The 13,016-nt window shown below is 67.5% G+C and carries 3 protein-coding genes; all 3 read left to right on the plus strand.

Annotated features, from left to right (window positions below; translation table 11 throughout):
- Nucleotides 1-17: 17 nt before the first annotated feature.
- The 3 genes from ACEN9O_RS10170 to ACEN9O_RS10180 all read left to right on the plus strand — a co-directional run bounded on the left by ACEN9O_RS10170 (nt 18) and on the right by ACEN9O_RS10180 (nt 12,990).
- Nucleotides 18-9,242, plus strand: a complete 9,225-nt coding sequence (locus ACEN9O_RS10170) for an SPM autocatalytic domain-containing protein (protein WP_495617435.1) — start codon at nt 18-20, stop codon at nt 9,240-9,242.
- A 257-nt stretch (nt 9,243-9,499) separates the two neighbouring features.
- Complete coding sequence (locus tag ACEN9O_RS10175) at nt 9,500-11,650, plus strand: peptidase domain-containing ABC transporter (protein WP_495617436.1); 2,151 nt, start codon at nt 9,500-9,502, stop codon at nt 11,648-11,650.
- On the plus strand, nt 11,623-12,990 hold the full coding sequence (locus tag ACEN9O_RS10180; protein ID WP_495617437.1) for an HlyD family type I secretion periplasmic adaptor subunit: 1,368 nt from the start codon (nt 11,623-11,625) through the stop codon (nt 12,988-12,990). Before ACEN9O_RS10175 ends, ACEN9O_RS10180 begins: the two co-directional genes overlap by 28 nt.
- Nucleotides 12,991-13,016 lie beyond the last annotated feature (26 nt).

A 13,016-nucleotide genomic window follows, 5' to 3' on the forward strand; every position in this document is an offset into this window, starting at 1 on the left:
CCCCAAGGAGAATGGAAATGAGCCTCGTAACAAGCATGAGTACCGACCAGATTGCCGCTCTGTCGACCCAATCAATTGCTGCTATCGCGACTGCTGATATTGTTGCGCTCAATTCGGCTCAAACCCGGGCCCTGACCACGGACCAGACCGCGGCGCTGACGACCACGCAGATCGTCGCCCTGACCACCAAGCAATTGACGGTGGGCTTGACGACCGACCAGATCGTCGCGCTGAGCTCGACCCAGGTGGGTGTGCTGAACTCGGCTCAGGTCAACGCGCTGGCGACCGAATCCATCGTGGCGCTGGAAACCGGCGACTTCGCCGCCCTGCGCACCGCCACGATCGCCGGCCTCAGCACCAGCCAGCTGGCGGTCGTGACGACCGACCAGATCGTCGCGCTGACCACCGCCCAGGCCGGCGCGCTGACCAGCGGCCAGGTGTCCAGCCTGAGCACCGGCGCCATCGTCGCGCTGGTATCGGCCGACCTGGTGGCCCTGAAAACAGCCACCATCGCCGCCCTGAGCACCGCCCAGTTCACCTCGTTGACGACCGACCAGATCACCAGCCTGACCACCGCGCAAGTGTCCGCGCTGAGCACCACCGACCTGGCGAGCGGCTTGACGACCGACCAGGTCGTCGCCATGAGCTCGACCCAGCTGTCGCTGTTGAGCAGCAACCAGTTCAACGCCCTCGGCACCAGCGCCGTGGCCGCGATCGAAACGGCCGACCTGGTCGCGCTCAAGACCGGCATCATCGCCTCGCTGAAGACCGCGCAACTGGCGGCGCTGACCACCGACCAGCTGTCCAACCTGACCACCGCCCAGATCGCGGCCATCAGCACCGCCAACATGCAGGCGCTGACCACCGACCAGATCGTCGCCCTGTCGTCGCTGCAGGTCGCCACCCTGAGCACGGCCCAGGTCGCCGCGCTGAGCACGCTGGACATCGCCACCATTGAAACGGCCGACATCGGCGCGCTGAAAACCGCGGCCATCGCCGCGCTGTCGACCAGCCAGGCCAAGGCCCTGACCACCGACCAGGTCGTCGCCATGGGTTCGGCCCAGATCGGCGCGCTGACCAGCGCCCAGATCGCCGGCATGAGCAGCGGCCAGATCGGCGCCATCGAAACGGCCGACATCGGCGCGCTGAAAACCGCCGCCATCGCCGCGCTGACCACCAGCCAGGTCAATGTCCTGAGCACCGACCAGATCCAGCAACTGACCACCGCCCAGATGGCCGCGATGACCGTCGCCAACCTGACTTCCGGCTTGACCACCGACCAGATCGTCGCTATGACCTCAACCCAGTTCGGCGCGCTTAGCACCGCTCAGTTCGGCGCACTGTCGACCGCCGACATCGCGGCCATCGAAACCGCCGACATCGTCACCCTGAAGACCGCCATCATCGGCGCGCTGAAGACCGCGCAACTGGCGGCGCTGACCACCGACCAGCTGTCCAACCTGACCACGGCGCAGATCCTGGCCATCACCACCGCCAACATCCAGGCGTTGACCACCGACCAGATCGTCGCCCTGTCGTCGCTGCAGGTCGGCACCCTGAGCACGGCCCAGGTCGCCGCGCTGAGCACGCTGGACATCGCCACCATCGAGACGGCCGACATCGGCGCGCTGAAATCCGCCGCCATCGCCGCCCTGAGCGTCAACCAGGCCAAGGCCCTGACCACCGACCAGATGGTGGCCATGGGTTCGGCCCAGATCGGCGCGCTGACCAGCGCCCAGATCGCCGGCATGAGCAGCGGCCAGATCGGCGCGATTGAAACGGCCGACATCGGCGCGCTGAAGACCGCCGCCATCGCCGCCCTGACCACCAGCCAGGTCAACGTCCTGAGCACCGACCAGTTCCAGCAGCTGACCACCGCCCAGATCGGCGCGATGACCACCGCCAACCTGGCGTCCGGCCTGACCACCGACCAGATCGTCGCGATGACCTCGACCCAGTTCGGCGCACTCAGCTCGAACCAGTTCGGCGCGCTGTCGACCGCCGACATCGCCGCCATCGAGACCGCCGACCTCGTCGGCCTGAAGACCTCGATCATCGCCTCGCTGAAGACCGCGCAACTGGCGGCGCTGACCACCGACCAGCTGTCCAACCTGACCACGGCACAGATCGCGTCCATCACCACCGCCAACATGCAGGCGCTGACCACCGACCAGATCGTCGCGCTGAGCTCGCTGCAGATCGGCACCCTGAGCACCGCCCAGGTCGCCGCGCTGAGCACGCTCGACATCGCCACCATTGAAACGGCCGACATCGGCGCGCTGAAGTCCGCCTCCATCGCCGCGCTGTCGACCAGCCAGGCCAAGGCCCTGACCACCGACCAGATCGTCGCCATGGGTTCGGCCCAGATCGGCGCGCTGACCAGCGCCCAGGTCGCCGCGATGAGCAGCGGCCAGATCGGCGCGATTGAAACGGCCGACATCGGCGCGCTGAAAACCGCCGCCATCGCCGCCCTGACCACCAGCCAGGTCAATGTCCTGAGCACCGACCAGTTCCAGCAGCTGACCACCGCCCAGATCGGCGCGATGACCACCGCCAACCTGGCATCCGGCCTGACCACCGACCAGATCGTCGCGATGAGCTCGGCCCAGTTCGGTGCGCTCAGCACCGCCCAGTTCGGCGCGCTGTCGACCGCCGACATCGCGGCCATCGAGACCGCCGACATCGTTGGCCTGAAAACCGCGATCATCGGCGCGCTGAAGACCGCGCAACTGGCGGCGCTGACCACCGACCAGCTGTCCAACCTGACCACGGCGCAGATCCTGGCCATCACCACCGCCAACATCCAGGCGCTGACCACCGACCAGATCGTCGCCCTGAGCTCGCTGCAGATCGGCACCCTGAGCACCGCCCAGGTCGCCGCGCTGAGCACGCTGGACATCGCCACCATCGAGACGGCCGACATCGGCGCGCTGAAATCCGCGTCGATCGCCGCGCTGTCGACCAGCCAGGCCCGCGCCCTGACCACCGACCAGATGGTGGCCCTGGGCACGGCGCAGATCGGCGCGCTGACCAGCGTCCAGGTCGCCGCGATGAGCAGCGGCCAGATCGGCGCGATTGAAACGGCCGACATCGGCGCGCTGAAAACCGCCGCCATCGCCGCGCTGACCACCAGCCAGGTCAACGTCCTGAGCACCGACCAGATCGGCGCCCTGACCACCGCCCAGATCGGCGCGATGACCACCGCCAACCTGGCGTCCGGCTTGACCACCGACCAGGTCGTTGCGATGACCTCGGCCCAGTTCGGCGCGCTCAGCACCGCCCAGTTCAGCGCCTTGTCGACCGCCGACATCGCCGCCATCGAGACCGCCGACATCGTTGGCCTGAAAACCGCGATCATCGGTGCGCTGAAGACCGCGCAACTGGCGGCGCTGACCACCGACCAGCTGTCCAACCTGACCACGGCGCAGATCCTGGCCATCACCACCGCCAACATCCAGGCCCTGACCACCGACCAGATCGTCGCCCTGAGCTCGCTGCAGATCGGCACCCTGAGCACCGCCCAGGTCGCCGCGCTGAGCACGCTGGACGTTGCCACCATCGAGACGGCCGACATCGGCGCGCTGAAGTCCGCGTCCATCGCCGCCCTGAGCGTCAACCAGGCCAAGGCCCTGACCACCGACCAGATGGTGGCCATGGGTTCGGCCCAGATCGGCGCGCTGACCAGCGCCCAGGTCGCCGGCATGAGCAGCGGCCAGATCGGCGCCATCGAAACGGCCGACATCGGCGCGCTGAAGACCGCCGCCATCGCCGCGCTGACCACCAGCCAGGTCAACGTCCTGACCACCGACCAGATCGGCGCCCTGACCACCGCCCAGATCGGCGCGATGACCACCGCCAACCTGGCGTCCGGCCTGACCACCGACCAGATCGTTGCGATGACCTCGGCCCAGTTCGGCGCGCTCAGCACCGCCCAGTTCGGCGCGCTGTCGACCGCCGACATCGCGGCCATCGAGACCGCCGACATCGTCGGCCTGAAAACCGCGATCATCGGCGCGCTGAAGACCGCGCAACTGGCGGCGCTGACCACCGACCAGCTGTCCAACCTGACCACGGCGCAGATCCTGGCCATCACCACCGCCAACATGCAGGCGCTGACCACCGATCAGATCGTCGCGCTGAGCTCGCTGCAGATCGGCACCCTGAGCACCGCCCAGGTCGCCGCGCTGAGCACGCTGGACATCGCCACCATCGAGACGGCCGACATCGGCGCGCTGAAATCCGCGTCGATCGCCGCGCTGTCGACCAGCCAGGCCCGCGCCCTGACCACCGACCAGATGGTGGCCCTGGGCACGGCCCAGATCGGCGCGCTGACCAGCGCCCAGGTCGCAGGCATGAGCAGCGGCCAGATCGGCGCGATTGAAACGGCCGACATCGGCGCGCTGAAAACCGCCGCCATCGCCGCCCTGACCACCAGCCAGGTCAACGTCCTGACCACCGACCAGATCGGCGCCCTGACCACCGCGCAGATCGGCGCGATGACCACCGCCAACCTGGCGTCCGGCCTGACCACCGACCAGGTCGTTGCGATGACCTCGGCCCAGTTCGGCGCGCTCAGCACCGCCCAGTTCAGCGCCTTGTCGACCGCCGATATCGCGGCCATCGAGACCGCCGACATCGTTGGCCTGAAAACCGCGATCATCGGCGCGCTGAAGACCGCGCAACTGGCGGCGCTGACCACCGACCAGCTGTCCAACCTGACCACGGCACAGATCGCGGCCATCACCACCGCCAACATGCAGGCGCTGACCACCGACCAGATCGTCGCGCTGAGCTCGCTGCAGATCGGCACCCTGAGCACCGCCCAGGTCGCCGCGCTGAGCACGCTGGACATCGCCACCATCGAGACGGCCGACATCGGCGCGCTGAAATCCGCGTCGATCGCCGCGCTGTCGACCAGCCAGGCCCGCGCCCTGACCACCGACCAGATGGTGGCCCTGGGCACGGCGCAGATCGGCGCGCTGACCAGCGTCCAGGTCGCCGCGATGAGCAGCGGCCAGATCGGCGCGATTGAAACGGCCGACATCGGCGCGCTGAAAACCGCCGCCATCGCCGCCCTGACCACCAGCCAGGTCAATGTCCTGAGCACCGACCAGTTCCAGCAGCTGACCACCGCCCAGATCGGCGCGATGACCACCGCCAACCTGGCGTCCGGCCTGACCACCGACCAGATCGTTGCGATGAGCTCGGCCCAGTTCGGCGCGCTCAGCTCGAACCAGTTCGGTGCCTTGTCGACCGACGACATCGCGGCCATCGAGACCGCCGACATCGTCGGCCTGAAGACCGCGATCATCGCCTCGCTGAAGACCGCGCAACTGGCGGCGCTGACCACCGACCAGCTGTCCAACCTGACCACGGCCCAGATCGCGTCTGTCACCACCGCCAACATGCAGGCGCTGACCACCGACCAGATCGTCGCCCTGAGCTCGCTGCAGATCGGTACCCTGAGCACCGCCCAGGTCGCCGCGCTGAGCACGCTGGACATCGCCACCATCGAGACGGCCGACATCGGCGCGCTGAAATCCGCGTCGATCGCCGCGCTGTCGACCAACCAGGCCAAGGCCCTGACCACCGACCAGATGGTGGCCATGGGTTCGGCCCAGATCGGCGCGCTGACCAGCGCCCAGGTCGCCGGCATGAGCAGCGGCCAGATTGGCGCGATTGAAACGGCCGACATCGGCGCGCTGAAAACCGCCGCCATCGCCGCGCTGACCACCAGCCAGGTCAACGTCCTGAGCACCGACCAGATCAGCGCCCTGAGCACCGCGCAGATCGGCGCGATGACCACCGCCAACCTGGCGTCCGGCCTGACCACCGACCAGATCGTCGCGATGAGCTCGGCCCAGTTCGGCGCGCTCAGCTCGAACCAGTTCGGTGCCTTGTCGACCGCCGACATCGCGGCCATCGAGACCGCCGACATTGTCGGCCTGAAGACCGCGATCATTGCCGCGCTGAAGACCGCGCAACTGGCGGCGCTGACCACCGACCAGCTGTCCAACCTGACCACGGCACAGATCGCGTCCATCACCACCGCCAACATGCAGGCGTTGACCACCGACCAGATCGTTGCGCTGAGCTCGCTGCAGATCGGCACCCTGAGCACCGCCCAGGTCGCCGCGCTGAGCACGCTGGACATCGCCACCATCGAGACGGCCGACATCGGCGCGCTGAAATCCGCGTCCATCGCCGCGCTGTCGACCAACCAGGCCAAGGCCCTGACCACCGACCAGATGGTGGCCATGGGTTCGGCCCAGATCGGTGGACTGACCAGCGCCCAGGTCGCCGGCATGAGCAGCGGCCAGATCGGCGCGATTGAAACGGCCGACATCGGCGCGCTGAAAACCGCCGCCATCGCCGCCCTGACCACCAGCCAGGTCAACGTCCTGACCACCGACCAGATCGGCGCCCTGACCACCGCGCAGATCGGCGCGATGACCACCGCCAACCTGGCGTCCGGCCTGACCACCGACCAGATCGTTGCGATGAGCTCGACCCAGTTCGGCGCGCTCAGCACCGCCCAGTTCGGCGCGCTGTCGACCGCCGACATCGCGGCCATCGAGACCGCCGACATCGTTGGCCTGAAGACCGCGATCATCGGCGCGCTGAAGACCGCGCAACTGGCGGCGCTGACCACCGACCAGCTGTCCAACCTGACCACGGCCCAGATCGCGTCCGTCACCACCGCCAACATCCAGGCGCTGACTACCGACCAGATCGTCGCCCTGAGCTCGCTGCAGATCGGCACCCTGAGCACCGCCCAGGTCGCCGCGCTGAGCACGCTGGACATCGCCACCATCGAGACGGCCGACATCGGCGCGCTGAAGTCCGCGTCGATCGCCGCGCTGTCGACCAGCCAGGCCAAGGCCCTGACCACCGACCAGATGGTGGCCCTGGGCACGGCGCAGATCGGCGCGCTGACCAGCGTCCAGGTTGCCGCGATGAGCAGCGGCCAGATCGGTGCGATTGAAACGGCCGACATCGGCGCGCTGAAAACCGCCGCCATCGCCGCCCTGACCACCAGCCAGGTCAACGTCCTGACCACCGACCAGATCGGCGCCCTGACCACCGCCCAGATCGGCGCGATGACCACCGCCAACCTGGCGTCCGGCCTGACCACCGACCAGATCGTTGCGATGACCTCGGCCCAGTTCGGCGCGCTCAGCACCGCCCAGTTCGGCGCGCTGTCGACCGCCGACATCGCGGCCATCGAGACCGCCGACATCGTCGGCCTGAAAACCGCGATCATCGGCGCGCTGAAGACCGCGCAACTGGCGGCGCTGACCACCGACCAGCTGTCCAACCTGACCACGGCACAGATCGCGTCCGTCACCACCGCCAACATGCAGGCGCTGACCACCGACCAGATCGTCGCCCTGAGCTCGCTGCAGATCGGCACCCTGAGCACCGCCCAGGTCGCCGCGCTGAGCACGCTGGACATCGCCACCATCGAGACGGCCGACATCGGCGCGCTGAAGTCGGCGTCGATCGCCGCGCTGTCGACCAACCAGGCCAAGGCCCTGACCACCGACCAGATGGTGGCCCTGGGCACGGCGCAGATCGGCGCGCTGACCAGCGCCCAGATCACCGGCATGAGCAGCAGCCAGATCGCCGCCATCGAGACCGCCGACCTCGGCGCGCTGAAAACCGCCGCCGTCGCCGCGCTGACCACCAACCAGGTCAACGCGCTGACGACCGACCAGATCGGCGCCCTGAACACCGCCCAGATCGGCGCGCTGACCACCGCCAACCTGGCGTCCGGCCTGACCACCGATCAAGTGGTGGCCCTGTCGTCCGGCCAGCTGGCGGCACTGAACACGGCGCAGGTCAACGCGCTGACCACCAGCGCCATCGCCGCGATCGAAACGGCCGACATCGGCGCGCTGAAAACGGCGATCATCTCGACGCTGCGTTCGGCCCAGGTCGCCGCGCTGACGACCGACCAGATCTCGGTGCTGAGCACCGGCCAGGTCGCCGCCCTGAGCACCGCCAATCTGGCGGCTGCGCTGAGCACCGACCAGACCGTGGCGCTGACCACCACCCAGGTCGCGGTGCTGAGCTCGGCTCAACTGTACTCGCTGAGCACGAACTCGATCGCCGCGCTGGGCACGGAAGACATCACCGTGCTGCGCACCGCGGTGTTCTCCACGCTGCAAACGGCCCAGATCGCCGCGTTGACGACCGACCAGATCGTCGCGCTGTCGAGCCAGCAGGTTGGTGTGCTGAGCTCCAACCAGATCAAGGCGCTGTCCACGGATCAGATCGTGGCCATCGAGACCGCCGACATCGTGGGCCTGAAAACCGCCACCATCGTGGCCCTGAGCACCGCTCAGATCCGCGCCATGACGACCGACCAGATCCACGCCTTGACCAGCAACCAGGTCTGCGCGATCACCAGTGCCCAGGTACCGGGCCTGTCGACCGACCAGATCAGCGCGCTGCCTTCGCCGCTGGGTACGCCGATCGTGCTGGACCTGAACAACAACGGCATCAGCACCCTGAACCTGGCCGCCGGCGTGAACTTCGATCTGAACGCCACCGGCACCAAGGTCAACACTGGCTGGGTCGGCGGTGGCGACGGTCTGCTGGCACTGGACCGCAACCATGACGGCGCCATCAACGACGGCGGCGAGCTGTTCGGTTCGGGCACGACGCTGGCCAACGGTCAGAAAGCCACCAACGGCTACGCGGCCCTGAACGAGCTCGACACCAACGGCGACGGCGTCATCGATGCCAAGGACAGCGCGTTTGGCGACCTGCGTGTCTGGGTGGACGGCAACGCGGACGGCGTCAGCCAGGCCGACGAGCTGAAATCGCTGCAGTCGCTGGGCATCACCAAGCTGAACCTGGATGCCAAGGAGAACGCCTCGCTCAACAACGGCAACATCGTCGGTATCACCTCGACCTACGAGACGGCCGACGGCGCCAGCCACGCGGCGGCGGACGTCTGGTTCCAGACCGGGGCCGCGACCACCAGCCTGACCACTTCGGTGAGCGGCCTGGCGTCGGCGATGTCCAGCTTTGACGCGGCGGCGGCAGCGACCGCCACCACGGCCAAGCTGGAAGTGCCGAACAGCGTCAACACGGCGGTGGCGGCGATGGCCGATGCGATCAGCAATTACGACAACAAGCTGACCGCGACGACCAACTCGGCTGCAAGCGAGGAAACGCTGCGACTGAAAGCACTGCAAGGCGGCAACCACCAGGGCTTCCTGGCTGCCAAGTAAGCCGCTTTCATAGCGTAAGCAAGAACGGCAAGGCCTGCGGGCCTTGCCGTTTTTTTTTACCCCGCACGGCCAGGCGTGGCGGCGCTTGCGTGGCGTTGAAAGCGCGCGGGCTTAAGCGCTGAACAACAAGGTAAACAGTGCTGTGTTTGCGCTACACAAAAACCTCCCGGAAACACTGCACTGGGTTAGAATCCGAAGGCTGGCACGATAGTGCGCTACTGCAAGCTTTTCCCGGCTCTTTCCCATTGATCAGGCTTATGCACGATAAATTCCCCCATACCGCGATCCAGTGTCTGACGGCCATCGCGCAGCATCATGGTCTGCAAATCAATCCGGAACGCCTGATCGATGACTACGCGCTGCGCGCCGAAGAGCCCGGCACCGGCGCGCTGTTGCGGATCGCCTCGGACATCGGCCTCAAGGCCAAGGCCGACCAGCTGACCTGGTCGCGCCTGATGGCGCAGGGCGGCGTGTTCCCGCTGATGGCGCGCCTGAACGACGGCAATATGGTGATCGCGGTCGGCGTCAAGCCCGGAGAAAACGGCGGCCCGGACCAGGTGGCCGTGCTCAATCCGGCCAACGCCAACGCCGCCGTGGTGATGGTGGCGCGCGCAGACTTCGAGCAGCGCTGGAGCGGCGACGTGCTGTTCATCAAACGCCAGCACAAGCTCTCCGATCCCAACCAGCCGTTCGGCCTGCGCTGGTTCATCCCCGAAATCCTCAAGCAGAAGTCGGCCTTCCGCGACATCTTCATCGCCGCCATCGCCATGCAGCTGCTGGCGCTGGCCTCGCCGATCTTCTTCCAGCTGGTGATCGACAAGGTGCTCACGCACCAGAGCGTGACCACGCTGCAGGTGCTGGCGGTGGGCATCATCGCCGCGCTGCTGTTCGACGCCACCTTCGGCTTCCTGCGCCAGACGCTGACCCTGGCCGCCTCCAACAAGATCGACATGCGCCTGACGCGGCGCGTGTTCAGCCACCTGCTGTCGCTGCCGATCGACTTCTTCGAGACCACCAGCGCCGGCGTGGTCACGCGCCACATGCAGCAGCTGGAAAAGATCCGCAGCTTCCTCACCGGCCGCCTGTTCTTCACCGCGCTCGACCTGATCGCGCTGCTGGTGTTCGTGCCCATCCTGTTTAGCTACTCGTTCAAGCTGGCGATGATCGTGCTGCTGTTTGCCGGCCTGATCGCCGGCGTGGTCGTGGCCATGGTGCCGACCTTCCAGCGCCGCCTCAACGCGTTGTACGCGGCCGAGGGCCAGCGCCAGGGCATGCTGGTGGAAACCATCCACGGCATGCGCACCGTCAAGGCGCTGGCGATCGAGCCGTCGCAGCGCCGCATCTGGGACCAGCGCTCGGCCGAGGCCATCACCATGCACTTCCGGGTCGGCCAGATCTCGATCGCCGGCAACGCCGTCACCGATTTCCTCGGCAAGCTGCTGCCGGTCATGCTGATCGTGGTGGGCGCCGCCGACGTGTTCGACAGCACGCTGTCGGTGGGCGCGCTGATCGCCTTCCAGATGTTGTCGGGCCGCGTCACGCAACCGCTCATTTCGATTGTCGGCCTGGTCAACGAATACCAGGAGACCGCGCTGTCGGTGCGCATGCTGGGCGAGGTGATGAACCGCGCGCCCGAGGGCCGCGCCGGCGCCAACGGCCTGCGGCCCGTGCTGCAGGGCGAGATCCGCTTCGACGACGTCACCTTCCGCTATCCGGGCGCGCAGGCGATGGCGCTGGACAAGGCCCGCTTCACCATCGAGCCGGGCACGGTGGTGGGCATCGTCGGCCGCTCCGGCTCCGGCAAGACCACCCTGACCAAGCTGATCCAGGGCCTCTATCCGGTGCAGGAGGGCATCGTCCGCTTCGACGGCGTCGACGCCCGCGAGATCGAGCTGTCGCACCTGCGGCGCCAGATCGGCGTGGTGCTGCAGGAGAACTTCCTGTTCCGCGGCACGGTGCGCGAGAACCTGTCCGTCACCAAGCCCGACGCCACCTTCGAGGAGCTGGTCGAGGCGGCGGCCGCGGCCGGCGCCGACGAGTTCATCGAACGCCTGCCGATGGGCTACGACACCGTGCTCGAAGAGAACGCCTCCAACCTGTCGGGCGGCCAGAAGCAGCGGCTGTCGATCGCCCGCACGCTGGTGGCCAAGCCGCGCATCCTGATCCTCGATGAAGCGGCCTCGGCGCTGGACCCGGAGTCGGAAGCCATCTTCATCAGCAACCTGTCGCGCATCGCGGTGGGCCGCACGGTGGTGATGATCTCGCACCGCCTGTCGACCCTGGTCAACGCCGACAAGATCATGGTCATGCAACAGGGCCGGCTGATGGACGCCGGCCGCCACGAAGAACTGCTCACCCGTAGCGACACTTACCAGCACTTATGGAACCAGCAAACAAGTCACCTCTAAGCTTCAAGCGCCGCCGCAAGGACGAAACCGAGATCGCGTTCCTGCCGGACGCGGACGCCATCGAGCGCGGCCCGCTGCCCCGCTTCGTGCGCCTCACGCTGCACGTGATGCTGGCCGCCTTCGTGTTCTTCATCGTCTGGGCCAGCGTGTCGCCGGTGGAGAAGATCGTGGTGGCCCACGGCCGCCTGGTCAATCCGCTGCCCAATATCGTGGTGCAGCCGCTCGACACCTCCATCATCCAGAGCATCGACGTGCGGGTCGGCCAGGTGGTGAAAAAAGGCCAGGTGCTGGCCACGCTGGACCCGACCTTCACCGCCGCCGACGAGCAGCAGCTGCGCGTGCGGCTCGACAGCCTCAACACCCAGGCCGCCGGCCTGCGCGCCGAGCTGGCGGGCCAGCCGGGCGCCGTCGCCGGCAGCGCCTCGACGCCGGACGCCCAGTTGCAGGCCCAGCTGTCGAGCGAGCGCAAGGCCAACTTCGAGGCGCAGAAGAACAAGATGGACCAGAACATCGCGCGCCTCAAGGCCGGCCTGGAAACCAACAGGCACGACCAGCTGATCCTGGCCCAGCGCGTCAAGTCGCTGCGCGAGGTGGAAGCCATGCAGGAGCAGCTGATGGCCGAGCAGTTCGGCGCCAAGATGCACCTGCTGGAGGCGCGCGACCGCCGCCTCGAAGTCGAGCGCGACATGGACCTGCAACGCAACAAGGCGGTCGAGATGGCCAGCGAGCTGGCCTCGGCCCAGTCCGAACGGGCCGCGTTCGACAAGAGCTGGCGCCAGAAGGCCATGGAAGATCTGCTGAGCGCCACGCGCGACCGCGACGGCGTCGCCGAGCAGCTGTCCAAGGCCGACAAGCGCGCCAAGGCCATCCACATGCTGGCGCCGGCCGACGGCGTGGTGCTGGAGATCGGCAAGCTGTCGGTGGGCTCCATCGTGCGCGAGGCCGAGCCGCTGTTTACGCTGGTGCCGCTGGGCGCGCAGCTGGAGGCCGAAGTGCAGATCGATTCGCTCGACATCGGCTACATCAAGCCGGGCGCGCTGGCCCACATCAAGGTCGACGCCTTCTCGTTCCAGCAGCACGGCATGCTGGAGGGTAAAGTGCGCACCATCAGCCAGGATTCCTTCAAGCGCGAGGCGGCCGACAAGAACGGCGGCGGCCTGGACGCCTACTACCTGAGCCGCATTGCCTACACCGGCAAACTGAGGAAGATGACCGACGGCGCCCGGCTGCTGCCGGGGATGACGGTGTCGGCCGAGGTGGTGGTGGGCCACCGCACCGTGATGTCCTACCTGCTGTACCCGCTGACGCGGGCGCTGGACGAATCGATACGCGAACCCTGATGGTCAGCGGCGGCCAGCCAGGCCGC

The sequence above is a fragment of the Duganella sp. Dugasp78 genome, from assembly GCF_059491455.1.

Coding starts and splice junctions, on each gene's coding strand:
- ACEN9O_RS10180 (WP_495617437.1), top strand. CDS start 11,623: ATGGAACCAGCAAACAAGTCACCTCTAAGCTTCAAGCGCCGCCGCAAG.
- ACEN9O_RS10175 (WP_495617436.1), top strand. CDS start 9,500: ATGCACGATAAATTCCCCCATACCGCGATCCAGTGTCTGACGGCCATC.
- ACEN9O_RS10170 (WP_495617435.1), top strand. CDS start 18: ATGAGCCTCGTAACAAGCATGAGTACCGACCAGATTGCCGCTCTGTCG.